The following is a 26,029-nucleotide window of genomic DNA, read 5'->3' on the forward strand; positions in this document are numbered from 1 at the left end:
AAGAGAATATGTTTCCATATTCTCTTTTCGGTTTTAGCAGAAAAAGCTTAGCTGAGTTTCATTTTATCGAAGACTAAATGCCCATTTTCGCCTTTAACCAAAATGGTATCGCCTGCGACAAAATCACCCGACAAGATTTTTTGAGCTAATGTGTTTTCAATCTGTTGTTGAATCGCACGTTTCAATGGGCGCGCTCCATATACAGGGTCGAAACCAGCATCAATCAATAAATCAAAAGCAGTATCATCTACAGTTAAACTCATATCACGATCAACAAGTCGTGAACGTAATCGATCCAACTGAATATCGGCAATGCCTCGAATTTGTGCTTTTTTGAGTGAATGGAAAATCATAAGCTCATCAATCCGGTTAATAAATTCCGGACGGAAATGCTGACTTACCGCATTCATTACAATGGCACGCACGTCATCGTCTGTTGCACCCTCACCTAGCTCACGTACATCTTGTGAACCTAAGTTCGATGTCATCACAATAACCGTGTTTTTAAAGTCTACTACTCGACCCTGTGAGTCTGTTAAACGTCCGTCGTCCAACACTTGTAGCAAGATATTGAATACATCTGGATGCGCTTTTTCAACCTCATCAAACAACACCACACTATATGGTTTACGGCGAACAGCTTCGGTTAAAACACCGCCTTCTTCATAACCCACATATCCCGGAGGCGCACCAACCAAACGGCTGACCGAATGTTTCTCCATGAATTCACTCATATCGATACGAATCATGGCGTCATCACTGTCAAACAAGAAGTTCGCCAGTGCTTTAGTCAACTCAGTTTTACCAACACCTGTTGGACCCAAGAATAAGAATGAACCACTTGGACGATTCGGATCAGACAAGCCTGCACGCGAACGACGAACCGCATTCGATACAGCAACAACGGCTTCATCTTGCCCTACAACGCGGTCGTGTAAAAAACCTTCCATATTGAGTAGCTTTTCACGCTCGCCTTGCAGCATTTTCGCAACTGGAATTCCTGTTGCAGCACTAACAACCTCAGCAATTTCATTTTCAGTCACTTTAGTACGAATAAGTTTTGGCTCTTCGTTCTCTTCTGCAACTTCATCTTGCTCAAGTTGTTTTTGAAGCTCTGGAATCACACCATACTGTAAACGTGCTGCTTCAGCCAAATCACCCTCACGCTGAGCCTTTTCAAATGCGATACGCGCTTTATCAAGTTCAACCTGAGCTTGTTTAGTGCCTTCTACAAGAGTCTTCTCAGATTTCCAGATTTCTTCAAGATCGTTGTACTCTTTCTCGACTTCAGCAATCTGTTTTTCAAGATGAGTAACTTCGGCTTTGCTGCCTACATCTTCATCTTTTTTTACAGCTTCCAATTGCATTTTCAACTGAATTAAACGGCGATCGAGCTTATCAAGCGCTTCTGGTTTGGAGTCAATTTCCATCTTAATACGAGAAGCTGCTTCATCAATCAAGTCAATTGCTTTGTCTGGTAATTGACGATCTGTAATGTAGCGATGAGACATTTTCGCGGCAGCAATAATCGCTGAGTCTAAAATCTGCACGCCATGGTGAGTGGCATATTTCTCTTTTAGACCACGTAAAATCGCAATGGTATCTTCAACACTTGGCTCATCAACCAACACTTTTTGGAAGCGACGCTCTAATGCAGCATCTTTTTCAATATATTGGCGATACTCATCTAAGGTTGTTGCACCCACACAGCGCAACTCACCACGCGCCAATGCAGGTTTTAACATGTTCCCTGCATCCATTGCGCCATCACCTTTACCTGCGCCTACAAGCGTATGTAGCTCGTCAATAAACAGGATGATTTCGCCTTCATGTTTTGCCAAATCTTTTAAAACAGCTTTTAAGCGCTCTTCAAACTCACCACGATATTTAGCACCAGCAAGTAATGAACCTAAATCTAATGATAAAACTCGTTTGCTTTTTAAACCTTCTGGTACTTCACCATTTACAATACGCTGTGCCAAACCTTCAACAATAGCGGTTTTACCAACACCCGGCTCACCAATGAGTACAGGGTTGTTTTTTGTACGACGGGATAAGACCTGAATAGTACGACGAATTTCATCATCACGCCCAATCACTGGATCAAGTTTTCCCGCTAAGGCACGTTCAGTTAAATCAATCGTATATTTATTAAGTGAGTCACGCTGATCTTCGTGATTATTACTCATGACTTTGTCACTACCTCGAATATGTTCAATAACTTTACGTAAGCTGTCAGGAGTTACACCTACGGCACTTAAAATATTTTTAGTTTCGCCTGTCTCTGCTAAGCCTAATAGAACCCAGTCAGTTGATAAAAATTCATCACCTGCTTTTTGCGCATATCTATCTGCCAGATTAAGCGCTTTAACGGCTTCAGGGTTTAAATTGACATCTCCAGTCGGATTCGCAATGATCGGAGCATCTTTTATAGCTTGCTCAAGCTTTTGTTTAAGTTCAGGTAACCGTGCACCTGCTTGTTGCAACAAACTAATATTTGATGGCTCTTGTAATAGGGTAGACAAAATATGAATACCTGCGATCGCGGTATGGTCTCTACCCATCGCTAAAGATTGAGCATCTGAAAGGGCTTGCTGCAAGCGGTTTGTAAATTTTTCAAAACGCATTCTTGTTATTCCTCACAACAAATTTGTACTTGTCTAATAGATGGGAACACTTCTTCGGATTTCAAATAAATTTTTATATATTTTTCATAATGTTATTAAAATAACAATGAGTAAAACTCCATTATAATATGGGTTTATGAATGACCTATTTCAAGTACATTTTGTATAATTTTTAAGAGAAAGCAAAAATGTCATGTTTTTATCTGAATTTTTATAACAAATGGCAATTTGAAAGCTGTGATTTTTTTAAAAGTTATAACTGTTAAATATTAAAATAATTGAAGGCAGCCTTTATGTTAAAAGACTGCCTTAACAAAATGATTAATCAATTAGTCTATTGATGAAATGGGCATCTTGCTTGTTCTGTTTTTTCTTTGGGTAAGTCTGGCGTTGACACTGGACGACGCTGATGTTGCTCCTGAATAGTAGGGAACACAGATGTAAAGAAGTTTGACCAACCACCAGTACGTACTCTTAACAAATTATATTGCTCAGGTGATGTCACAGCTTGAGCAAATGTTTCTGGGTCAGCTACTGTTATTGTTAAAATATTAGATGAACTACCTTGACTGAATTGCTTCAGGATAGCTACAAGTTCTTTAACTCCAAAGTCTTCACCAATATTAAAATCTGTAGGTGCTCCATCAGCCATTAAATCTGTGCCGATACCATCAAAACCTTGTAAAGCACGGCTAAACTCAACTTTTTGATGATCAATTTCCAAATCTGCTGGACTTGGTGATGGACTTAGATCAGAAGCTACTGTCGTACCTAAACGGCGACCATCAGCACTCGCACCATTCCATGCCCCCATTTCTACATGATTTTCAAAAGTTCCTACACCCGGTTGAATCTGAATACCAAATGGATGCTCTGTTGAACCATAGCGTTCAGCCAAACTTTTAAGACTTTGTGCGAATTGTGGCCATGGATGAGTAAATGTCTTGACTGATATCTCAGCAATCATTTTAACAATCTCATCACCTAGTTTATCAACTTCAGAATTCCCTCGCCCATAACGTGGTTGTGCCAAAGCAATTTCACGTAAGCGCTTATAACGATCCGCTTGAGCAGCAATACGGGCATGACCAGCTAAATTGCTAATAAATGGCTCAGTCATTTTATATCCCCAGTCACAGCACAGACACTCTAATAGTTCAGGCAATGTAGTAACTGCAGTTAACGGGTCAAAAACCATCGCCTTAATGGCATACAACGAGTTAATCGTATTACTGAGCGAGATATAACACGGTCCATAAATATTATATTTAGCACCGCCACTATAAAAATCTTGCCCTTTAGCCAAGCAGTCATCCATCAAGATATTTAGAATTGGAGATGGACAAATATCTGTATTGGCACCGTAACCTAGAATTTGCCCATTGAATGCCTTGCGATTGAGCAATTCAAAATGCTGTTTGTATAACTCTAATAATTCTTCAAAGCTATCAATCTGATCGGCAGGTTTAGTATTTAATGAAACAGTTTGCCCAAACAGATAACTTTGTCCGGCACTTGAAATTGTTTTACCCTGATTTAGTGCACACTCCAACGGCTGTAAAGTTGAGAAACCACCTAAAGAGAACCAGTTTTCGCCTGGGAACTGAGGTTCATAACAACCATCGCAAGCATAATTTTGAGCTGAACGAATATCGACTTTAGAATTCCAAGTTGGCAAATTAGTGAGTGTATCTCCCCCTACACCATTTCCACTCTGGTGAAGACTAGGAATGAGTTTTTCATCATTTAATAAAATTGGATGAGCACCACCAGATAAAATTGCATGGGCAGCTTCTTGTAAAATATCTTCAGGAATATCTTTTCGGGTTCTTAAAGACAAACACGGGGCATTTAATGGTAAGCGACCTGATGCACGAATGAATAATTTGGTGACCTCATTGTAAGCTGGTTTGGTTTTTAAAAAATCTGCTTCACCATCAGCTACTGTGCCACCCACTGTAATCTGTTGAATCCATTGCCCCAATGATGCTCCTTGAGGATAAGGGCCTGAACTGCCACCCATCGCAAGATTACCGAAAGGTTGATGATCTTCCATAAAAATACGGTTCTGCTGTACTTTTTCATCTAACTTAATATAGAACGCATCGATAATTTCTTGCGCTTCTTCAAGCGTAGCCGAATGGTTGTCCAAGAAAGGTTGCAACAGTTGATCCATTCGTCCAAATGCGGTTGGTTCCCCATTTAAATGCAAACAGCTATGCAATGTAAAAATAAATTGAACTGCCTCAATAAATGTCTCTGGTTTATCCTTCGACAACTTTTCCATTCGATGACCAATCGCAGTTAAATTATCTTTTTCAAATTTTTGTCCTTCTTGCATCTGCCCTGCAATTTTAAATGCGAGTTTTGAGTAATTTAAAAAATATTCAGAAATACCTTTCAATGCCAATACTGAAGCTTGATAGAAATCTTTCTTCTCTGGAGTCTGAGCATTATTTGCATGTTTAGCAATTTCTTGTTGTAGACCAGCTAAACCTAAATCTAGTGCTTTTTTATAATTCGGAATAACATGCCCTACACCTGAGGCTTCACTTAAGTTACGCAGAAAGCCCTGAAGACGCTCCTCCTCAGATAAATATTTCATTACATAGCGGCCTTCACCCAAAGTCAGGTTTGGCATAGCTCCAACAATAATTTCATCAGGCATAATGCGATACGTATCTGATCCATAAATGACCTTACCTTCACATTCACGTCTACTCGAATAGGGAATCATTTCACCATTTTTTAATAATATTTTCCGTCCACGGAAACCATATTTTTCTGATGAGAATAACTGTAAGCTTAATCGGATGGCCCAGCCTTTACGTAGCATAATTGATAAACCCATAATATTTTCAGGCTTATCATGGATATTAAACTGGTTAATGTAATAATCTACACCTTGCTCAATTTCTTCTTGTTTTCGATTGAAATACCAGTTGTCTTGCCATAAAGAAAATGTATTCTCTAGTAGACTTAAAATACGATTAGAAGGTGGATTAAAAAAATCACTATGGGGATTTAGCCCAGTCGCCATATTAAAAAGATAATTACTGTGGTTGTAATACATTAACCCATTATCAGAACTGTTCGTATAATGTCGATCAAAACGCATCCAGTCCATACCTGGGAATGACTCCCAATCCATGTTGTCGTTGTCGTTGTCGTTGTCGTTGTCGTTGTCGTTGTCGTTCAGATAATTAAAATTATTTAAATATTCTGGAGCATCGTCTAATTTTAAATCTTTTAAACTCGGAACATAGAAGATACCGCCCAAGTCTGAGTGAAGATTATTGAATAGACGATCATTCATGAAGCCTTTCATGGAATCTTGTCTTGGTCCAATTTGGTTTGCCATCACTTCTTCTAAAATGGCAGCAGTTTTTGCAAAACCAGCAAAGTAAATCCCTTCTTCATCTGCTTTAGTTACCGATTTGGGTACTCTAAAACTTGAATTTGCCTCAGCACGGCCAAACGGTAAGCCCAGACGCAAAACAGGTGTAGTATTTCCATTTTCATCTTGCACACGAGAAGCTTTAATGTGCGAACGGCTATCACGGTCTGGAATAATCGTGTCGTCAGTTTTACGTCCAATCAAATCTTCAATTTGATCTTCCGACATCATGTTGATTTGATCCCAGTTAATCAGAAACCTTTGAGATAAAATGTATGAACCACCAAAGTGCTCAATATCCTCTGCACCAATTAAAGTATGCTTTGCCAGTGAAATTGGATCAGACGGATTATTTAAGTTCTCAGAAAAACGACAACCTAGAACCTTACCATTGCGACCAGTTTTAGATTGTGAAGCAGTAACCTGACTCACTACTTCCTTAATATCTGAAGCTAAAAATTTCTTAATATATTCCTGTAATATCTTACATGCATTAGCATCATCACTTTTCACATGCAGCCAAATATCACCATTCGAGTTTTTAAAACTTTCATTAGAATCAGTAAAAACTTTTGAGATATTTGGATTTTTTTCTTCTGGATAATGTAATTGCATTCCTTTTGGTCGTGATAAACCATCTTTTTTACAAATTGCATCCCAGTTATCAAAAGATACTCCAATCGCCAAAGTTGTATTTTTACTAGAAAGTGCAGGATTCTTATTGACCTCTTGACGCACAGCTATCATTAACTGACGAATTCTTTCCCGTGTAATCTCTTTATTAAGCCAAACCGTACTAAAAATTGCATGGGGTGAAGGATAAACCAACCCACGTTGCATATATTTCCATACTTCAGTAAAACGATTTTCATAAGAGTTATTTAACATTATATTAAAGTCCTTTAAAATATTTATATAATAATTAGAATTTTGATTACAAATTTAACCAAAAAATCATTATTGACAATAAAAATTAAAATAACAAGATATTTAAAATAAAAGAAAAATACTAAGGATTAACAAATAATTTTAATAAAAAATGAGTTTAGAAAATTTAAAATATAAGATAAAAAAATATAAAAACGAAGATGAATATATTAAAAAAATACTGAATTATTAAAATAAAATAACAAATAAAACTCATTGTTAAAAAAATTAAAATATCTCTTAATTAAAACTTACTGATATAATCTCTAATATTCTTTTATAAAATTATTGTTGTTATGCTAATAAAAAAACTCATCTCCACTTTACTTTTTACATCAATACCTTTTTACTGCTTTGCCGAGCTTCCCCAAGACTCCAGAAGAGCTGGCGGAATCGCAGTGATTCCTTTAACAAGTGATATTACTCGGGTCACCTTTCAACAAAAGCCAGTTTTAATCAGTCAGGAAGGCCAGCAGCGTTATGCTGTATTCGGTATTCCGTTATCTACCCCACTTGGTACTGTACAACTTGATACGAACAAAACCCCTATTCAAATAGAAGTTAAGTCCTATCCTTACGCTGAGCAACGGATTAAAGTTACTAACCAAGACTATGTGAATCCCAACCAAAGTCAGTTAGATCGTTATGCTCAAGAAGCGAAAGAACAAAATAATGTGTATAGCTCATTTACACAGAGTTCATGGCGAGCCCTACCAGCATTTATACGCCCAACTTCAGGGAAATTCAGCAACTCTTTTGGGCGAAAACGCTTCTTTAATGGTGAAGAGCGCGCACCCCACTCAGGTTTAGACATCCCTGCACCAGTAGGACAAAAAGTAGTTGCACCAGCAGATGGTGTTGTAATCCAAACTGGATCTTATTTTTTTAATGGTCAAACGGTATTAATTGATCACGGGCAAGGCTTAATCAGTATGTTCTGCCATTTAAGCGCAATTAAAGTAGAGAAAGGTCAACATATTCGCCAAGGAGAAGTTTTAGGCTTGGTGGGTAAAACTGGACGTGTTACAGGTCCGCACTTACATTGGGGCATGAGCCTGAATAATGCACGAGTAGATCCTCAGTTATTCTTAGGTAAAACGCACTAATTTAGTTTTTTTCGAAAATATTTAGGCGCATCAACATAACCTTCTCGTAAGTAAAACTGGTGCGCCAATGTTCTCTGTTCTCCAGAATGCAGTATCATCCGATCACATCCCCGCTGCCTTGCCAATTGCTCAGCCTGCTGTAAAAGCAAATGTCCAATACCTTTACTTCGTATATTTTCATCAACACACAAATAGCATACTTTGGCAAAGTCCCCTTGTAATGCAATTTGTGGAATAAAATAAAGCGATAAAAAACCGAAAATCTGGTCATCCTCTTCAGCAATCAAGATTACTGCTTTTGGGTCGTTATGTAAGATTTCAAATTTTTCTTGAATAAGAATTAATGGCTGTGAGTAGCCCATCTGTTTAAGTAAATCGCATATTGCTTGAGTATCTTCCCATTTAGCAAAACGAATATTCACTTTCATGCCCTCTTATTTTTTAGTTATTTTTGATAATAAAAAAGCCAACTCTAATGTTAGCTTCTTCTTTCTATCTATCAAAAAAATGCCTTATTCCGCTTCAATAATTTCGAAGTCATGGGTAATTTCTACACCACCATCGGAAAGCATTTTACTCGCTGAACAATATTTTTCAGCAGACAATTCAACCGCTTTTGCAACCTGTTTTTCTTTCACAGCTTTGCCGGTTACCACAAAGTGTAAGTGGATTTTAGTAAAAACAGCCGGAATTGTGTCAGCGCGCTCAGCTTTTAAACTACATACGACATTCGTCACATCTTGTCGAGATTTCTTTAAAATAGTCACAATATCAAACGAAGCACACCCACCAAGTCCCATTAATAGCAACTCCATAGGACGTGGGCCACGGTTTTCACCACCATACTCAGGTGAGCCATCCATGATGACACTATGCCCACTATCAGATTTCGCTTCAAAAGCAACATTCTCTAGCCAATGTACACTTGTTTGCATTGCAACTACCTAAAAAAAATTATAAATTTAAGCAGGGTCTGTTGACATTTCATCTATGGATTGCGTTAGAGCTAAAAATTAATCCAAATAAGACGCAAAACCCAGACAATGGCAATCCTTTGTCCAGTTTTGTTATATAGTTTGTGAAATTTCAGCCATAATCTGAGTTGCCATTTAAGCAGCGCAGGCATAGCGCAAGACTATGTTATTTTGTACGTTCCGTTGTTAAGATCTATTTATTTAGAATGGCTAAATTTCATAGCTCTTGCTTGGTAACGTCTAAAAGAATTGTCTTATGTCGCAACCATCTGTGAAATGTCAACAGACCCTTGTTTTGTACACTAACATAAAATGAGTTGATAAGGAATTTCATCTCTTCTGTGTAATAGCTCATCTCGGGCTTGTGTGAATTGTTTACCCTATTCGGAACATATTAAGCATGACTTCAAATTTTTCACAACTCAGCACAGATGCTTTATCCCCGGGGCAACTACCTGAATCCGTTAAAGCATTGTTAAAACGTGCTCACATCAACAGATATCCAAAACGAACCACAATTGTTGATGCAGGAACAGAGTCGAAATCTTTATATTTAATTTTAAAAGGTTCAGTTTCAATTATTTTACGTGAAGATGATGAACGTGAAATTGTTGTTGCATATTTGAATCCGGGCGACTTCTTTGGGGAAATGGGGCTTTTCGAACCGAACCCTCAACGTACAGCTGAAGTTCGTACTCGTGATGTCTGTGAAATTGCAGAAATTTCTTATGACAACTTCCACGAACTTAGCAAACAATATCCAGACTTAAGTTATGCTGTTTTTGCACAGCTTGTTCGCCGTCTAAAAAATACGACCCGTAAAATGACAGATCTTGCATTTATTGATGTGTCTGGGCGTATTGCGCGTTGTTTAATCGATCTCTCTTCACAGCCAGAAGCAATGATTTTGCCAAATGGTCGTCAAATTCGTATTACTCGTCAAGAAATTGGCCGTATTGTAGGTTGTTCACGTGAGATGGTTGGCCGTGTACTCAAAACCTTAGAAGATCAAGGCATGATCCAGACAGATGGTAAAGCTATTCTTATTTTTGATGTTTCATTAGAAGAGGCACCTGTTACTGATGAAGAATTCGAAGATGAAGAATAAAATTTATTAAATTTTTAATAAAAAGCAAACTTCGGTTTGCTTTTTTTATATGCAACAATGAGTTAATACACAAAACTTACAAACTATTCTAATTTTATGATTTAAGTTGAATACATATTCTCCGTTAGGCTAACTCAAAATTTCCAAGGATTCCGCTGTATGCAATTTAACCCCCTTAGTCGCACAGGCCTTAAGCTTCCAGAAATTTGTTTAGGCACCATGACATTTGGTGAGCAAAACTCCCAGCAAGAAGCATTTGAACAACTCAATTATGCTTTGGCACACGGTTTATATTTTTGGGATACGGCAGAGATGTATTCGGTTCCGCCAAAACCTGAAACTTATGGTGCAACAGAAACCATTATTGGCAATTGGTTTGCCCAAAATGGTCAACGTGATAAAGTCTTCCTCGCCTCTAAGATTGCCGGACCAGGCTTTGGAGGAACACACATCAGAGAAGGCCATACGCGCTTCAACAGCGATCATATTGCTAAAGCCCTAGATAACTCACTAAAACGTCTCCAAACCGATTATATCGACCTTTATCAACTCCATTGGCCTGAACGTCACACCAACTTTTTTGGTACGCTAGCTTATGGCAACCAACAAGCTCAAAATGATTACGACACCACTCCTTTAGAAGAAACATTACTTGCTCTACAAGAAGAGATTAACCGCGGGCGCATTCGCTATATTGGTTTATCGAATGAAACGCCATGGGGCACTATGAAGTTTTTACATTTGGCTGAAAAATTAGGTGTAAGCAAGTTCGTAAGCGTTCAAAACCCATATAGTCTACTCAACCGTACTTATGAAATAGGTATGTCTGAAATTGCTAAATATGAAGATATTGGTTTACTCGCTTACTCTCCTCTTGCTTTTGGCTATCTCTCTGGCAAGTTTAGAAATGGCGCTCGCCCCGCTAATGCTCGTGTCACATTATTTCCACGTTTTAGCCGCTACAGTAACCCTCAAAGCGAATGGGCAACTGAGCAATATGCACAGCTAGCTGAGAAACATGGACTAAGCTTAACCCAAATGGCATTAGCCTTTATCAAACAACAATTCTTTGTGACCAGCACAATTATTGGTGCCACGAACCTAGACCAACTTAAAGAAAATATTCAGGCATTTGAAATTGAATTATCTGCTGAAGTTTTGCAAGGTATTGAGGCCATTCACACTCAACAGCCCAACCCTGCACCCTAAATAAAAAACGGATGCTTAAGCATCCGTTTTCTTTATCTATAAAAAATTTATATCTTATTTACGGCTATTATAAACCGCCATTGCCGCAGGTAAGTTCTTACGCATTTCGCCAATACGCTGCGAATTAGATGGGTGAGTAGACAAGAAAGATGAACCACCACCACCTTCAAGCTTGTTCATTTTTTCCCAAAGTGTAATCGCAGCATTTGGGTTATAACCTGCACGCGCCATTAGCATTAAACCACCTTGGTCAGCACGACTTTCCAAGCTACGAGAATATGGTAAGCCTACACCCACTTGCGAACCCAACTGAGCAGCAGCAGTTCCAAGCTGGCCTACATTGTTACCGGCATAGCTTAAACCAATACCTAATGCCAAATCAGTCAAAGCCTGAGCGCCAATTTTACTTTTTGCGTGCTCTTCTAAAGCGTGAGTCATTTCATGCCCCATAACCGCTGCAATTTCCGCATCAGTGAGGTTCAATTTGTTGACAATACCTGTATAGAACACAACTTTACCACCTGGTGCTACATAGGCATTAATCGTATCAGACTTCAACACTGCCAATTGCCAGCTAAATGGCTGACCCGTCTGGTTCATCTGGTTTGCATACGGTTTCAAACGGTTGAATACAGCATTAATGCGGTTATATGTACTAGAGCTAGCATCTAGCGCACCCTTACCACGTGCTTCCTGCACCATTTTATTAAAACCTTGAGCCGATTGAGCATTTAAGGTCGCTGTATCGGCACCTGCCATATCAGCTACGGTTGCACAGCCAGAAATGGTCATCACACTTGCAGCACACAAGCTTAAAAAGAGTTTTTTATTCATAACACAGATCACCTAAATCGTTAAAAAAGCTGTTTATTCTTTTACACTTATTATAAGAAATACTGCCCACGCTTTGAATGTCTCATTTCTTCATGATCATAGTATTTATGTAACGATCAAGCAGATAAAGTCATCAAATAAATCCAGAAAATCAAACATATTATATTTAACCCAAGATAGACATGACTTAAGGTCTTAACTTTCTCTTCAAGATTAGGACTTTTCCTTTTCCAGAGTAAATAGCTATTTTGTATGAAAACAACAGGAATTAACACGCATGCAAACAATACTGACAAACTCATAAAAGCAGTCATAAAGAAATCTTCATGATATGTTTGTCCATAAATGACCAACATCGCTAAGGTTGGTGAACCACCTATAGCAAATAAAAAAGAATAAAAAATTGTTTTTGAAATAGTTGGTTGCAGCTTCATCCTGAGCCCATCATTCCTTATCTATATATAACGTTTTAATCTGAATCGAATAAAACAAAAACTGCACTTTAGTCGCGTATAAAAAAAGCCCCCCTTTCAGGAGGCTTTTTAATCTTTGCTAATTAAGCAGAGAATGGATGACGTAAAACAATTGTTTCTGCACGGTCTGGACCAGTTGAAACAATATCAATCGGGCATTCGATTAACTGTTCAATACGCTTTACATATGCCAAAGCATTTGCTGGTAATTGGTCAATACTGGTTAAACCAACAGTCGACTCGCTCCAACCAGACATAGTTTCATAAATTGGTTTCAAGCATTCAAAAGAAACCGCATCAGAAGAACCTACACAACCTGAATCTGTATTTTCATAGCCCACACAGATTTTTACTTCTTCTAAACCATCTAAAACGTCAAGTTTAGTTAAGCAAATACCAGAAAGTGAGTTTACATCTACAGAACGGCGAAGGATTTCAGCATCGAACCAACCACAACGACGTTGACGACCAGTAGAAGCACCAAACTCATGACCTACAGTACCCAAGTGTTTACCCACTGGATCACCAGCATCAGCTGCCGCATCGTAAACCAATTCAGTTGGGAATGGACCAGCACCTACACGTGTTGTATAAGCCTTAGTAATACCTAATACATAATCAAGATGTAAAGGTCCCATACCTGAACCAGAGCTTACGCCACCAGCAGTTGTATTTGAACTTGTAACATATGGATAAGTACCGTGGTCAATATCTAGAAGTGAGCCTTGAGCTCCTTCAAACATTACAGCCTTACCTTCTTTGCGATAATCATGCAACACTTTAGTCACATCAACTATTAATGGAGCAAGGACTTCACGCCATTGGTTGCAAAGAGCCAATACATCTTCAAATTTAACAGCTTCTACACCGTAGAACTGAGTTAACTGGAAGTTATGTAACTCAAGCATTTCAGACAGTTTTTCTTCTAATGCTGCGCCACCACGAACAAGATCAGCAACACGCACTGCACGACGAGCGACTTTATCTTCGTACGCAGGACCGATACCACGACCTGTAGTACCGATTTTAGCATTACCACGTTTCTTTTCACGCGCCTGATCAAGTGCAATGTGGTTAGGCAAAATGAGTGGACAGTTTGGAGAAATACGAAGGCGTTCTTTAACAGGAACTCCTTCCGCTTCCAAAATTCCCATTTCTTCAATTAACGCGGCTGGTGAAAGTACCACGCCATTACCAATTAAGCACAATACGTTTTCACGTAAAATACCTGATGGAATGAGGTGCAATACAGTTTTTTTACCACCTACGACAAGAGTATGACCTGCGTTATGTCCGCCTTGATAACGTACTACCGCAGCCGCCTGATCTGTGAGCAGGTCGACGATTTTACCTTTACCTTCGTCGCCCCATTGGGTACCAAGTACCACAACATTTTTGCCCATAATAGCCTCATTACATCATGCTGTTAAAATTGAGAGCCGCCAGTAGAACTTACTGGTGGCGATTAAATCTTTTCAATATTCCATTGTCCATTTTGCGACACAAGTTGATGTGTAGCATAAGGAATAGAACTTAAATCATCATTACCGAGCAACTGAACCACACGTAAACCTTGAGCACGTGCATTAGAAATTGCTTTGAGTAAATCCTGTTCTGTACCTTTTGGAGCAACCACAGTTTCGATCTCTGCGAACTGATTTGCGCCTAAGGCATATAAATCACAACTAAAGCCAGTAGCAGGACGTGCGCGACCAAAATGCTCACCAATACCATCGTAACGGCCACCCTGCGCTAACGGCGCAGCACGGTTCGGCGCATAGACTGCATACATTAAACCAGTGTGGTAGTGATAACTACGTAGCTCTACAACATCGATACCGATATTGAGATTTGGCCAACGGCCTTTAATTTGCTTAAGTGTCGTCTTAAGTGCATCTAATGCTGACTTAAATTCAGCATCTTGCAAAATATTGGCACTTAAGTTCGTCTGCAATGCTTCTAGATCACTAGAATAACGGCCAAGCGCATAGAAATCAGAACCCATATTTAGGCTTTGAGTAAATTCTGCTAACTCTGGTAACGCTTTTCTTTGATAAAGATCAGACAGCTCATGTTCTTCATTTTTTGGCAGTCCAGCATACTTGACTAGACTACGGAACAACCCTACATGGCCCAAATCTAAATGCGCGCCTTGCAAAGTATAGATGTTCTCAATCAACCCCAGCATAACACCGACCATTTCGACATCAGCTTCGATACTGTCGTGGCCATATAACTCTGCACCTAATTGTAAAGGTGCACGAGTAGCATTGAAATTTTGTGGTTTAGTATGTAATACAGTCCCTGAATAACAGTAACGTGCAACGCCTTCAACTGGTCTTACATGTGCATCAATACGTGCAACTTGTGGTGTCATATCAGCACGAACACCGAGTAAACGGCCTGAGAGCTGATCAATAACCTTAAAAGTTACTAAATCTAAGTCTTGATTTGATTCTGATAATGAAGACAACGATTCGATGTATTCGATAAATGGTGTATATACCAATTGATAACCTCGCACCGCGAGGAAATCTAAAGCTTCACGGCGAAGTTTTTCAATGACTTGTGCCTGTTCCGGCAATACATCTGCTACCCCGTCAGGCAGCAACCATGTCTCTGAAATGGTCATATTTCAAGCCTAAAATCTGATCAACGTGGAACGACCCCACATAAAAAAATCGGGAACACACCCGATTTCTCTTAGTGTAGCATGATACTTTGTGCCATGCACCTGACAATTTGCATAAATCTTTCCTAATAAACTCTAAAGTCAAAAAGAAGTTTTTATGAATTAGTAAATGGATTCAATATCTTACTATCACTCACTTAAATTATAATCAAAAGTTCTTCGACCAAAGAAAGGGCCAATAACTGAACTATCGCCTTGTTTCCAATTCACCAGATTTAATCTTTGAATAGCTTTCTTAAATTATTTAAATTCACTTTTAGAAAGAATCACACAAATCCAATAATCGATTTGCATAGCCCCATTCATTATCGTACCAAGCAAATACTTTAGCCTGATGCCCCACCACCATTGTCTGGGTTAAATCAACAATAAGAGAATAAGGAGAATGGTTGAAATCACTTGAAACTAATGGTTCATCAGTAACAGCCATAATTTCCGCATAATCTGTTTGAGAAGCTTTAATCAATACTTCATTAATATGATGAATAGTAATTGGCGATTGAGCGATAAAAGTTAAGTCAATTGCCGCCACATTAATGGTAGGTACTCGAATTGAATAACCATCGATACGGTCTTCCATTTTAGGCATAACACGCTTTAATGCACCGAGTGCGCTAGAAGTGGTCGGTATAATATTTTGCCCAGAAGCTCTAGCACGACGTAAATCACGATGCGCGTGATCAAGTACAGACTGGTCTGCTGTCACCGCATGGATTTCTGTCATAAGCGCAGTTTCAATACCAAAAGCATCATCAATGATTTTTACCAATGGGACCAAAGCCTGCGTAGTACATGAAACACTCGATATGATCTGATCTGTTACTTTAACTTCATTATGGTTCACACCATAAACAATTGCTGCGTCGACATGATCAAAAGGTGCTGCACCAATAATTACCCGTTTTGCTCCAGCTTGTAGATGGCGAGTTGCATCGGCATGGGAACGGAACAGTCCAGTACACTCAAGTACGACATCAATATCTAAACTAGACCACGGCAAAAGCTCAGGTTTTTCCTGTTTCAAAACTTCAACTTTTAGCATTCTTTGATTTGATTGAATGTTCAAAAAAACTTTTTCATTTTCAATAAAGATTTCCACATTTCCATTAAAACGGCCATGTGTTGAGTCATATTTAAATAAATGTACGAGTGTTTGTACATCTGCTATGTCGTTAATCGCCACGATTTCAAAATGAAATTGTTTTGGACTCTCAAACCAGGCACGTAAAACATTACGTCCAATTCGACCAAACCCATTAATGGCGATACGTTGCATGACCTATCCTTATCTACAAAACTACAAGCTAAAGAAGGCATATAGTAAAGCACGTCACGGCTAATTGAATATAGATTTTTAGCCAAATCACAGTTTTGTAAGATATTCCTTTTAAAATCGTTGGTTCGGTGGGGTTTTTCCGCTACAATTTAGCGTTTTTAAAAAATAAGCCCCGTATCAAATGCTCAGGTTTGGCATAAACAAACAGGCATTGATACATTTAGCCAAATTCGAAAATATGGAGTGACTTGGTTGTGAGTACTCGTTTAATGACATCTGCTGAAATTCGTGAAGCATTTTTGCGCTACTTTGAGACGCAAGGGCATACACGTGTCGCGTCGAGTTCTCTTGTTCCTGCCAACGACCCAACTTTATTATTTACAAATGCTGGGATGAACCAGTTTAAAGACTGCTTCTTAGGTCTTGAAAAACGTGACTATGTACGTGCAACCACATCACAAAAATGTGTACGTGCTGGCGGCAAACATAATGATTTAGACAACGTTGGTTACACTGCTCGTCACCATACATTCTTTGAAATGTTAGGTAATTTCTCATTTGGTGATTATTTCAAGCGTGATGCACTTAAATTTGCTTGGGAATTTTTAACTAGCGATGAATGGCTAGCTCTTCCTAAAGACCGTTTATATGCGACCGTTTATCACACCGATGATGAAGCCTATGACATCTGGAATAAAGAAATTGGTTTAGCGCCTGAACGCATTATCCGTATTGGTGATAATAAAGGCGAAAAATACGCATCTGATAACTTCTGGGCAATGGGTGACACAGGTCCATGTGGTCCATGTTCTGAAATTTTCTTTGACCATGGCGATCACATTTGGGGTGGTTTACCAGGCTCTCCAGAAGAAGATGGCGACCGTTTCATTGAAATTTGGAATAACGTTTTCATGCAGTTTAACCGTACTGCTGATGGCGTACTTCACCCACTCCCTGCTCCATCTGTTGATACAGGTATGGGCTTGGAGCGTATCTCAGCTGTATTGCAACATGTTAATTCAAACTATGACATTGACTTGTTCCAGCACTTATTAAAAGCTGCTGCAAACATTATTGGTATTGAAGACGAAGGTCAGCCGTCTTTACGTGTAGTTGCAGATCATGCGCGTTCATGCTGTTTCTTAATTGCTGATGGTGTAAACCCAAGCAACGAAGGCCGCGGTTATGTATTACGTCGTATTATCCGTCGCGCTGTGCGTCACGGTAATAAACTTGGTGCAACAGGTACATTCTTCTACAAAATGTTGCAACCGTTAATCGAAGCTATGGGTGAGGCTTATCCAGAACTTGTAGCGCGCAAAGATGTAATCGAAGCAACTTTAATTCGTGAAGAAGAACAGTTTGCTAAAACACTTGAGCAAGGTTTAAAACTACTTGAAGGTGAACTTGCTCAATTAAAAGATAAGACCATTCCTGGTGCGACTGTATTTAAGCTTTACGACACTTATGGCTTCCCAACAGACTTAACTGCTGATATTGCACGTGAACGTGACTTTATTATTGATGAAGCTGGTTTCGAAGTAGAAATGGCTGCACAACGTCAACGTGCACGTGATGCTGGTAAATTCGCAGTTGATTACAACAGCATTGTACAAGTTGAAGGCGAAACCCAATTTGACGGTTATATCAACACCACTGGTCAAGGCCAAATTGTAGCGATCTACAAAGATGGCGTACAAGTTGATGAAGTTTCTGAAGGTGATGAAGCACTTATCGTTTTAAACCAGACTCCTTTCTATGCAGAAAGTGGTGGTCAGATTGGTGATACGGGTATCTTCAAAAATGAAACTGGTATTTTTGAAGTTCAAGATACGAAAAAGTCAGGCGGTGCCTTTGTTCATCAAGGTATTGTGACCGTTGGTAATCTTAAAGCCGATCAAAACGTTGAAACGATTGTTAAAGCAGACATTCGTGATGCAACAGCTCGTAACCACTCGGCAACTCACCTATTACATGCTGCCCTACGTCAAATTTTAGGATCACACGTACAACAAAAAGGTTCTTTAGTTGCAAGTGATATCTTACGTTTTGACTTTGCTAATGACCAACCAGTAACTTTTGAACAGTTGCAACAGGTTGAGCGTTTGGTCAATGCAGAAATTATTGCAAATACCGCAGTAACCACTGAACTACTTGACATCGAAGCGGCAAAAGCCAAAGGTGCCATGATGTTGTTCGGTGAAAAATATGGTAGCGAAGTTCGTGTTCTCGCTATGGGTTCAGTAATTGATGAGAAAAACTTCTCGATTGAACTTTGTGGCGGTATTCACGTTAAGCGTACAGGTGATATTGGTTTATTTAAAATCACTTCTGAAGGTGGTGTGGCTGCTGGTGTGCGCCGTATTGAAGCAGTTACAGGCACTAAAGCTTTAGATGTAGTACAAAAAACTGATTCAGATATCCAGCACATTAATGGCTTATTAAAAGCACAGAAAGACCAAACTGTTGAGCGTGTACAAGCCAATGTAGAGCTTGTTTCTACATTACAAAAGCAGATTGAACAACTCAATCAGAAATTGGCAAACTTCCAAGCGTCAGAATTGATTGATCAGGTACAAACGATTTCTGGTCGTCAAACGCTTATTACCACTGTTCAAGGTGTAGATGCGAAATCACTTCGCAACTTGCACGACAGTGTTAAATCAAAATTAGAGAACGCAGTCATTGTGTTAGCTGGCGTAGAGGGTGACAAAGTTAGCCTGCTTGCTTCAGTTGCATCACAATACACTGCAAATCTAAAAGCAGGTGACATCATCAAGCATCTAGCAACCGAGTTAGGTGGTAAAGGTGGTGGTAAACCTGACTTAGCACAAGGTGGCGCGCCACTTAACGAGAAGTTTGGACAAGTTATTGCTGCATTACCTGCATGGCTTGAACAAAAATAAGACTTCACTTTTTGTGTAACTGACCCTGAAAAGCCTCTCAGGGTCATGGCTTATATGGAAAAACTATGGCATTAATCGTTCAAAAATATGGCGGTACTTCTATGGGTACCCCCGAGCGCATTTTAAATGTTGCTCGTCGTGTTAAGCGTTGGCATGATCACGGTCACAAAGTTGTTGTGGTCGTATCTGCAATGAGTGGTGAAACAAACCGCTTACTAGCTCTCGCTAAAGCCATTACCGAAACACCTGACCCACGCGAGTTAGACCAAATGGTTTCAACTGGTGAACAGGTGACGATTTCCATGTTAGCTATGGCACTTAACTCGATTGGTGTGGAAGCTAAATCCTATACCGGACGTCAAGTCGGTATTAAAACTGACAGTGCATTTACCAAGGCGCGTATTGAGTCTATTGATACAGATGTCATGACCAATGACCTAGATGCAGGCCGTGTTATTGTCGTTGCAGGTTTCCAAGGCTTTGATGCTAATGGAAATATCACAACGTTAGGCCGTGGCGGTTCAGATACTTCTGGTGTTGCTCTTGCTGCTGCTCTAAAAGCAGATGAATGCCAAATTTACACTGATGTAGATGGCGTTTACACCACTGACCCTCGTGTTGCTCCTAAAGCCAAAAAAATCGACCGTATTTCTTTTGAAGAAATGCTTGAAATGGCTTCATTAGGTTCAAAAGTTTTACAAATTCGCTCAGTAGAATTTGCCGGAAAATATCAAGTTCCTTTGCGTGTATTATCAAGTTTTGATAATGATAACGACGGCGTGTTTGACGACGAATTTAAAGAAAATGTAGGTACACTCATTACTACTGAGGCGGAAGATACTATGGAACAGCCAATTATTGCAGGTATTGCTTTTAACCGTGACGAAGCAAAATTAACGATTTTAGGTGTACCTGATGAACCAGGTATTGCTTCTAAAATTTTATCACCAGTAAGTGATGCCAATATCGAAGTCGATATGATAGTGCAAAATGTTGAAGAAGATGGCACAACAGATTTCACCTTCACTGTAAACCGTGTTGATTTAGCTAAAGCTGAAAAAATCTTAAACGAAACTGCCAAAAATATTGGTGCACGTGAAGTTTCAACACGTGATGATATCGTTAAAGTGTCTATCGTGGGTGTAGGTATGCGTTCACATGCAGGCGTAGCGAGCAAGATGTTCACTGCCCTTGCTGACGAAGGTATCAATATCCTCATGATTTCAACATCTGAAATTAAAGTTTCTGTCATTATTGACGAGAAATATCTTGAACTTGCTGTTCGTTGTCTACACACCGCTTTTGGTTTAGATCGTGAACATGGTGAAAGCAGCGCGCGCGCTTAATTTTACCAATCGGTCAATAATTCATTAAAAAATGTATACTTGTCCGACAATAATCAAATAAAACACAGAGCCGCTATAGTTTTTTTTATAGCGGCTCTGTTATATTAAAGGGAAAGTTTTTTAGCAGAGATTATCAAAATATGACTTTGTTCTCATATTTCTGTTAGAATCTGACTGAAAACTGAGGTTGAGCTTTTATTTGGGTATTACTATTGCAGTTTTAAGCGTTTAGCAAGGAGATAAACATGCTGATTCTGACCCGCCGTGTCGGGGAAACGTTAATGATTGGGGATCAAGTCAGTGTTACTGTGCTTGGCGTCAAAGGAAACCAAGTTCGTATTGGTGTAAATGCACCAAAAGAGGTTTCTGTTCATCGTGAAGAAATTTACCAACGTATTCAACACGAACGTGCAATGCATGAACACCTTCAACACCTTGATCAAGATTATCAAGTTACATTTGAAGATGAAAATTATGCACAGAAAAACTTCAATCGTTAGTATGAAGTTGTTCTCTCCCTAATTAAAGCGACTTTCTAGTCGCTTTAAATTTTTTAGGACAATGTATTTATAAGCCTAAAGCACGTTTAACAGGCGCATAACTACGGCGATGTTGATCAATCACTCCATGTGCAGCAATAGCTTCAAAGTGCGCTTTAGTTGGATATCCTTTATGCTTAGCAAAACCAAATAGTGGATATTGCTGATCTAATTCTACCATTTGTCGGTCCCGCGTAACCTTTGCTAAAATACTAGCAGCACTAATTTCAGCATGACTTGCATCTCCCCCAATAATCGCTTCACAAGGAATAATGATTCCTTTTGGAATTTGATTACCATCTACAATTACTTTTTGCGGCTGAGTTTTTAAGCCTTCAACTGCACGCTGCATTGCTAAAAAAGTCGCTTGTAAAATATTTAATTGATCAATTTCGCCATGTGTTGCTTCAGCAATAGACCAAGCTAAGGCTTTTTCTTGTATTTCAATAAACAACTTTTCACGTTTCTTTTCAGTTAATTTTTTAGAATCATTCAACCCTAAAATTGGGTTATTGGGATCTAAAATAACAGCCGCTGCAACAACAGAACCTACTAAAGGACCTCGCCCGGCCTCATCTACGCCAGCAATAAACATGAATTCTCCACCTTTAAAAAAAGAGGCTGATCAATAGTAATCAGCCTTCTTTAACACACAAATCATTAATTATTTTTGTAAAGCTTCTGCTACGCAAGCATTTACAGTTTTAGATACGACTTGATTTACAATTGTTGCGCGTGCATTCACATCCAATGCAGCCGCAGCTAAATCAACAGCAGTAACGCTATTCGGTGCTTTTTCACTTACGCAACCACAAACATTCGCTTGAATGCTCTCACTTTGTTCAGCAGTCATATATTTTGTTGCTGTTTTCCAAGCCGCAACATTATTAATTTCTGTCACACATTTAGCATTTACAGCAACTTTTAATGCAGCCATACCCAACTGTTGAGTTGTGGTTTGTGCTGAAGTAGCGCCTGTATCAGTACCTGTAGTGGTTGCACATGCAGTTAAAGCTAAAACAACTGGTGCTAAAGCGAGCATCAATTTTTTCATCATTTTTTCCTTTGATTGAACGTTGGCAGCGCGTATTGTGCCTAAACTCGACTTTAGAAGAAACAAATAATTTGATGCATTTATGCAATCTATTTTCCCTTGCAAAACTTAGCTATCAAATGCATTTTTCCTTAAACGTTCTGTTTTTAGCACGCTCCGTTACATTTAAAACATTTCTCAAAATCAGCACTTTGCCCTAGAATCAAAAATCAAAACGACAAAAAAATAGGGTCTTTTATGCCTGCTGTTTCATCTCAGTATTACACCCGTACCGCACAAATCCTGCATTGGGTGATGGCAATCATTTTCATCGCAGCGTGGGCTATTGGCTTCTATAGTGGAAATTTTTTAAATTATGACGTTGATGGCAGCTTTAAAGGCGACGTGATTACGTTGCATAAGAATATTGCAACAACCATTATCTTTTTAGTGATTATCCGGATTTTATGGCGCTATACACATCCAGCTCCAAAATTACCAGATACGATGTCACCGATGATGAAAACACTGGCACATGTTGGTCATCTATTGCTTTATGTGATTTTGGTCGCTTTACCTGTCACTGGTTGCTTATTTAGCTGGAGTGCTGGTCACCCTGCCCCTGTTTTATATTTATTTGAAATTCCGCGTTTAGTACAAGATAACCCAGAGCTTTTAGCTGTTGTTAAACCTTTACATATTTATATTTCTTGGTTTGCTGGCTTACTCATTGTTGGACATGTACTTGCTGCTTTAAAACATCACTTTGTTGATAAAGACAATATTTTAAATAGTATGATCAAACAACCGAAATAATTTTGTTATATAAAAAACCGCCTGAGATAGGCGGTTTTTTTATTTAGATTTTCTGGATTTCTGCAACCCACTTCTGTTTCTCTTCATCTGAGATGAAAGAAGCTTCAAATGAGTTCACTGCGAGCTGTTTTAGCTCGTCATTGCTTAGGTCTAGTGCTTGCTGAATTGCAAAGAAGTTATCATTCATATATCCACCGAAATATGAAGGATCATCTGAGTTAACAGTCACGTTTACGCCTTTTTGCAATAGACGACGGATATTATGATCTTTCATATCATTTACGACACAGAGCTTTAAATTACTTAAAGGACAAACCGTTAAAGGCATTTTTTCGTTAATTAAACGCTCCATTAACTGTTCATCTTCTTCAGAACGAACGCCATGGTCAATACGGTTTACTTTGAGTAAATCTAAAGCTTCCCAAACATATTCAGGTGGACCTTCTTCACCAGCGTGAGCAACGATCAAGAAGCCCTCTTCACGCGCCTTAGCAAAAACACGTTCAAACTTAGCGGGTGGATGCCCCACTTCACTTGAATCAAGCCCTACAGCAATAATGTCTTGCTTAAATGGCAAAGCCTGCTCAAGTGTTTCAAATGCAGCGACTTCACTTAAATGGCGTAAGAAACACATAATCAGTTGAGAACTAATGCCAAACTTAGCTTTGGCATCAGCACATGCACGCTTTAAACCACCAATAACTGTTGAGAAAGCAACGCCACGGTCGGTGTGAGTTTGCGGGTCGAAGAACATCTCTGTATGAACAACATGATCTTCTGCACATTTTTCAAAATAAGCCCATGCCAAATCATAAAAGTCTTGTTCATGCACAAGAACATTTGCACCAGCATAGTAAATATCTAAAAATGATTGAAGATTATGAAAGTTATAAGCTTGCTTTACTTCTTCAACAGATTTGTAAGGAATCTGAATCTGATTGCGCTGGGCAATTGCAAACATTAATTCAGGCTCAAACGTCCCTTCAATATGTACATGCAATTCGGCTTTTGGTAAGGCACGAATCAGCTCGACTTGATTCATATTAACTCCACATCTAAAGAAAAAAAGGGTGTGGTAAAAATCACACCCTTCTATAATTTTCTTCTTATTAAAAACTATGACTAAGACAGCTCAAGAAGAAAATTATAAAAAATCATATTAACCGCCAAACGCGATAAATTTAAATACCCAAAGTGCAGCAATAATCCATACCATGTACGGTACAGTTTTTGCCTTACCCGTGAATAATTTAACTAATGCATAGCTGATAAAGCCCATTGCGATGCCATCAGCAATTGAATAGGTAAATGGCATAAATACAATGGTTAAAAATGCTGGAACAGCTTCTGTAATATCATCCCAATCGATGTGAGTGATCCCTTGAATCATCAACACACCAATGAACAATAAAGCTGGTGCTGTTGCAAAACCTGGTACAGATTGAGCAAGAGGTGCTAGAAATAAACAGCAAATAAATAAGACCGCAACCACAACAGCAGTTAAACCAGTACGTCCACCTGCCGCAACACCTGAAGCTGATTCAATATATGGCGTAGTTGAAGATGTACCTAATGCGGCACCCGCAACAATTGCAGTAGAGTCTGCAAATAATGCTTTTTTCAAACGAGGTAATTTACCATCTTGCAAAAGACCGGCGCGATGTGAAACACCAACCAAAGTACCCGTACTATCAAACAAGTCGACAATAAAGAATACAAAGATTACGCCAACCATACTTGCAGTAAATAGACCTTTAAAGTCCATTTGCATGAATGTTGGGGCAATTGAAGGAATTTGGCCCACTACACCCTTAAATTCGTTTAGACCTAAAGCAGTCGCAATTGCGGTAACAACCAAAATACTAATAATGATTGCGCCACGAACTTTTAACTGGTGTAAAACCACAATCATTAAAAATCCAAATAACGCTAACAATACTGTAGGTTGTTTAATATCACCTAAGCCAACTAATGTCGCTTGATTGGCAACAATAATGCCTGAATTTTTTAAAGCAATAAGCGCAAGGAATAAACCAATCCCTCCACCAATCGCAAACTTCAGCGACATTGGAATTGCATTTACAATCGCTTCACGAATTTTGAAAAAGCTAATTGCAAGGAAGACAAGACCTGAAACAAAAACAGCAGCTAAAGCTGTTTGCCATGGCACACCCATACCCATACAGACTGAATAGGTAAAGTAAGCATTTAAACCCATGCCTGGGGCCAATGCGATTGGATAATTAGCAATGATCCCCATCACTAAACAACCGATTGCTGCTGCCAGACAGGTCGCAACGAATACGGCGCCATGATCCATGCCGGTTTCAGATAAAATGAGTGGATTGACAATAATGATGTAACACATCGTTAGAAATGTAGTTACACCAGCAAGAACTTCAGTTCGGAAAGTGGTTTTGTTGTCGCTTAACTTAAATAAACGCTCTAACCAGCCTGCCGAAGAATTGGGCGCCGCCATAAGTAGCCTCTATGCAAAATCTGAACTATGAAATATTTACTTCTATGTAGATAACTGAACAATATTGTTTTTCTGTTCAGACCTATAAACAAGAACCTCAAATAAAAGAAGCAACAAATATGCCACTCATTTGGTTTCTAGTTCATACATAGGAAATAACCACAGCCCCTCTTGAAACACAAAAAAGCTGCATAACCCCTATGCAGCTTTTTTACTATACGTTCAATAAGTTTAACAGATTCAACAGAAACATGATCAAAATTTATGAAAAGATATGACCAATAACA

At 39.0% G+C, this 26,029-nt stretch carries 20 protein-coding genes and 1 pseudogene; 7 read left to right on the forward strand and 14 right to left on the reverse strand.

The genetic code is table 11. The features are described 5' to 3' along the window. Window positions 1-47: 47 nt before the first annotated feature. Window positions 48-2,627 (reverse strand): ATP-dependent chaperone ClpB, encoded by a 2,580-nt coding sequence (clpB, locus tag AC2117_RS12670; protein WP_133974534.1) that lies wholly within the window; start codon window positions 2,625-2,627, stop codon window positions 48-50. Window positions 2,628-2,961: 334 nt separating this feature from the next. After that, entirely contained in the window at window positions 2,962-6,912 is a 3,951-nt protein-coding gene (locus tag AC2117_RS12675) for a Dyp-type peroxidase (protein WP_133974536.1), read from the reverse strand. A gap of 335 nt (window positions 6,913-7,247) precedes the next feature. Between AC2117_RS12675 and AC2117_RS12680 the strand changes: the two genes are divergently transcribed. Further along, window positions 7,248-8,057, forward strand: a complete 810-nt coding sequence (locus AC2117_RS12680) for a M23 family metallopeptidase (RefSeq protein ID WP_133974538.1) — start codon at window positions 7,248-7,250, stop codon at window positions 8,055-8,057. On the opposite strand, the gene AC2117_RS12685 is transcribed toward AC2117_RS12680, so the two are convergent. From AC2117_RS12685 to AC2117_RS19095, 3 genes and pseudogenes are all read right to left on the reverse strand, one after another. Next, entirely contained in the window at window positions 8,054-8,479 is a 426-nt protein-coding gene (locus tag AC2117_RS12685; RefSeq protein ID WP_133974540.1) for a GNAT family N-acetyltransferase, read from the reverse strand. The two genes, AC2117_RS12680 and AC2117_RS12685, sit on opposite strands and share 4 nt — an antisense overlap. 90 nt (window positions 8,480-8,569) lie before the next feature. Further along, window positions 8,570-8,992 (reverse strand): OsmC family protein, encoded by a 423-nt coding sequence (locus AC2117_RS12690; protein ID WP_004793672.1) that lies wholly within the window; start codon window positions 8,990-8,992, stop codon window positions 8,570-8,572. 135 nt (window positions 8,993-9,127) lie between these two features. Beyond that, window positions 9,128-9,190 (reverse strand): annotated as a pseudogene (locus AC2117_RS19095) (hypothetical protein); the annotation flags it as partial. A 241-nt stretch (window positions 9,191-9,431) separates the two neighbouring features. On the opposite strand from AC2117_RS19095, the gene crp reads away from it, so the two are divergent. After that, the gene (gene crp, locus AC2117_RS12695; RefSeq protein WP_042897906.1) at window positions 9,432-10,139 is read left to right on the forward strand and encodes a cAMP-activated global transcriptional regulator CRP; all 708 of its coding nucleotides are present in this window, start codon (window positions 9,432-9,434) and stop codon (window positions 10,137-10,139) included. Between the two features lie 159 nt (window positions 10,140-10,298). Beyond that, entirely contained in the window at window positions 10,299-11,348 is a 1,050-nt protein-coding gene (locus AC2117_RS12700; protein WP_133974542.1) for an NADP(H)-dependent aldo-keto reductase, read from the forward strand. Window positions 11,349-11,402: 54 nt separating this feature from the next. Here the strand turns inward: AC2117_RS12700 and AC2117_RS12705 are convergent, their stop codons facing one another. The 5 genes from AC2117_RS12705 to AC2117_RS12725 form a co-directional block, all read right to left on the reverse strand. After that, a complete protein-coding gene (locus tag AC2117_RS12705; protein WP_133974544.1) occupies window positions 11,403-12,182 on the reverse strand; it encodes a M48 family metallopeptidase in 780 nt (259 codons plus the stop codon). A gap of 116 nt (window positions 12,183-12,298) precedes the next feature. Continuing rightward, on the reverse strand, window positions 12,299-12,616 hold the full coding sequence (locus AC2117_RS12710) for a hypothetical protein (RefSeq protein ID WP_133974546.1): 318 nt from the start codon (window positions 12,614-12,616) through the stop codon (window positions 12,299-12,301). Window positions 12,617-12,738: 122 nt separating this feature from the next. Beyond that, the gene (locus AC2117_RS12715) at window positions 12,739-14,058 is read right to left on the reverse strand and encodes an adenylosuccinate synthase (protein ID WP_133974548.1); all 1,320 of its coding nucleotides are present in this window, start codon (window positions 14,056-14,058) and stop codon (window positions 12,739-12,741) included. 62 nt (window positions 14,059-14,120) lie between these two features. Continuing rightward, on the reverse strand, window positions 14,121-15,287 hold the full coding sequence (locus AC2117_RS12720) for an ATP phosphoribosyltransferase regulatory subunit (protein WP_133974550.1): 1,167 nt from the start codon (window positions 15,285-15,287) through the stop codon (window positions 14,121-14,123). Window positions 15,288-15,603: 316 nt separating this feature from the next. Then, window positions 15,604-16,623, reverse strand: a complete 1,020-nt coding sequence (locus tag AC2117_RS12725) for a type I glyceraldehyde-3-phosphate dehydrogenase (protein WP_133974552.1) — start codon at window positions 16,621-16,623, stop codon at window positions 15,604-15,606. Window positions 16,624-16,892: 269 nt separating this feature from the next. On the opposite strand from AC2117_RS12725, the gene alaS reads away from it, so the two are divergent. From alaS to csrA, 3 genes are all read left to right on the forward strand, one after another. Beyond that, the gene (gene alaS, locus AC2117_RS12730; RefSeq protein ID WP_133976357.1) at window positions 16,893-19,529 is read left to right on the forward strand and encodes an alanine--tRNA ligase; all 2,637 of its coding nucleotides are present in this window, start codon (window positions 16,893-16,895) and stop codon (window positions 19,527-19,529) included. A gap of 65 nt (window positions 19,530-19,594) precedes the next feature. Beyond that, window positions 19,595-20,875 carry an aspartate kinase gene (locus tag AC2117_RS12735; protein ID WP_133974554.1) on the forward strand — a complete coding sequence of 427 codons (1,281 nt, stop codon included), beginning with the start codon at window positions 19,595-19,597 and terminating at the stop codon, window positions 20,873-20,875. Between the two features lie 245 nt (window positions 20,876-21,120). Beyond that, entirely contained in the window at window positions 21,121-21,375 is a 255-nt protein-coding gene (csrA, locus tag AC2117_RS12740; RefSeq protein WP_009387775.1) for a carbon storage regulator CsrA, read from the forward strand. Window positions 21,376-21,442: 67 nt separating this feature from the next. On the opposite strand, the gene rnhB is transcribed toward csrA, so the two are convergent. Then, a complete protein-coding gene (gene rnhB / locus AC2117_RS12745) occupies window positions 21,443-22,009 on the reverse strand; it encodes a ribonuclease HII (protein WP_009387830.1) in 567 nt (188 codons plus the stop codon). Window positions 22,010-22,078: 69 nt separating this feature from the next. Then, a complete protein-coding gene (locus AC2117_RS12750) occupies window positions 22,079-22,468 on the reverse strand; it encodes a hypothetical protein (protein WP_133976358.1) in 390 nt (129 codons plus the stop codon). Between the two features lie 237 nt (window positions 22,469-22,705). On the opposite strand from AC2117_RS12750, the gene AC2117_RS12755 reads away from it, so the two are divergent. Beyond that, window positions 22,706-23,263 (forward strand): cytochrome b, encoded by a 558-nt coding sequence (locus tag AC2117_RS12755; RefSeq protein ID WP_133974555.1) that lies wholly within the window; start codon window positions 22,706-22,708, stop codon window positions 23,261-23,263. A 43-nt stretch (window positions 23,264-23,306) separates the two neighbouring features. On the opposite strand, the gene AC2117_RS12760 is transcribed toward AC2117_RS12755, so the two are convergent. Together AC2117_RS12760 and AC2117_RS12765 are read right to left on the reverse strand one after the other, a co-directional pair. Beyond that, window positions 23,307-24,305 (reverse strand): adenosine deaminase, encoded by a 999-nt coding sequence (locus tag AC2117_RS12760; RefSeq protein ID WP_133974557.1) that lies wholly within the window; start codon window positions 24,303-24,305, stop codon window positions 23,307-23,309. A 117-nt stretch (window positions 24,306-24,422) separates the two neighbouring features. After that, window positions 24,423-25,742 (reverse strand): NCS2 family permease, encoded by a 1,320-nt coding sequence (locus AC2117_RS12765; RefSeq protein ID WP_042897881.1) that lies wholly within the window; start codon window positions 25,740-25,742, stop codon window positions 24,423-24,425. Between the last annotated feature and the right edge of the window lie 287 nt (window positions 25,743-26,029).

Origin of the sequence: Acinetobacter calcoaceticus (genome assembly GCF_900520355.1) — a bacterium.
Lineage (GTDB): Bacteria > Pseudomonadota > Gammaproteobacteria > Pseudomonadales > Moraxellaceae > Acinetobacter > Acinetobacter calcoaceticus_C.

Coding starts and splice junctions, on each gene's coding strand:
- clpB (WP_133974534.1), bottom strand. CDS start 2,627: ATGCGTTTTGAAAAATTTACAAACCGCTTGCAGCAAGCCCTTTCAGAT.
- AC2117_RS12675 (WP_133974536.1), bottom strand. CDS start 6,912: ATGTTAAATAACTCTTATGAAAATCGTTTTACTGAAGTATGGAAATAT.
- AC2117_RS12680 (WP_133974538.1), top strand. CDS start 7,248: ATGCTAATAAAAAAACTCATCTCCACTTTACTTTTTACATCAATACCT.
- AC2117_RS12690 (WP_004793672.1), bottom strand. CDS start 8,992: ATGCAAACAAGTGTACATTGGCTAGAGAATGTTGCTTTTGAAGCGAAA.
- crp (WP_042897906.1), top strand. CDS start 9,432: ATGACTTCAAATTTTTCACAACTCAGCACAGATGCTTTATCCCCGGGG.
- AC2117_RS12700 (WP_133974542.1), top strand. CDS start 10,299: ATGCAATTTAACCCCCTTAGTCGCACAGGCCTTAAGCTTCCAGAAATT.
- AC2117_RS12705 (WP_133974544.1), bottom strand. CDS start 12,182: ATGAATAAAAAACTCTTTTTAAGCTTGTGTGCTGCAAGTGTGATGACC.
- AC2117_RS12710 (WP_133974546.1), bottom strand. CDS start 12,616: ATGAAGCTGCAACCAACTATTTCAAAAACAATTTTTTATTCTTTTTTA.
- AC2117_RS12715 (WP_133974548.1), bottom strand. CDS start 14,058: ATGGGCAAAAATGTTGTGGTACTTGGTACCCAATGGGGCGACGAAGGT.
- AC2117_RS12720 (WP_133974550.1), bottom strand. CDS start 15,287: ATGACCATTTCAGAGACATGGTTGCTGCCTGACGGGGTAGCAGATGTA.
- AC2117_RS12725 (WP_133974552.1), bottom strand. CDS start 16,623: ATGCAACGTATCGCCATTAATGGGTTTGGTCGAATTGGACGTAATGTT.
- alaS (WP_133976357.1), top strand. CDS start 16,893: ATGACATCTGCTGAAATTCGTGAAGCATTTTTGCGCTACTTTGAGACG.
- AC2117_RS12735 (WP_133974554.1), top strand. CDS start 19,595: ATGGCATTAATCGTTCAAAAATATGGCGGTACTTCTATGGGTACCCCC.
- csrA (WP_009387775.1), top strand. CDS start 21,121: ATGCTGATTCTGACCCGCCGTGTCGGGGAAACGTTAATGATTGGGGAT.
- rnhB (WP_009387830.1), bottom strand. CDS start 22,009: ATGTTTATTGCTGGCGTAGATGAGGCCGGGCGAGGTCCTTTAGTAGGT.
- AC2117_RS12750 (WP_133976358.1), bottom strand. CDS start 22,468: ATGAAAAAATTGATGCTCGCTTTAGCACCAGTTGTTTTAGCTTTAACT.
- AC2117_RS12755 (WP_133974555.1), top strand. CDS start 22,706: ATGCCTGCTGTTTCATCTCAGTATTACACCCGTACCGCACAAATCCTG.
- AC2117_RS12760 (WP_133974557.1), bottom strand. CDS start 24,305: ATGAATCAAGTCGAGCTGATTCGTGCCTTACCAAAAGCCGAATTGCAT.
- AC2117_RS12765 (WP_042897881.1), bottom strand. CDS start 25,742: ATGGCGGCGCCCAATTCTTCGGCAGGCTGGTTAGAGCGTTTATTTAAG.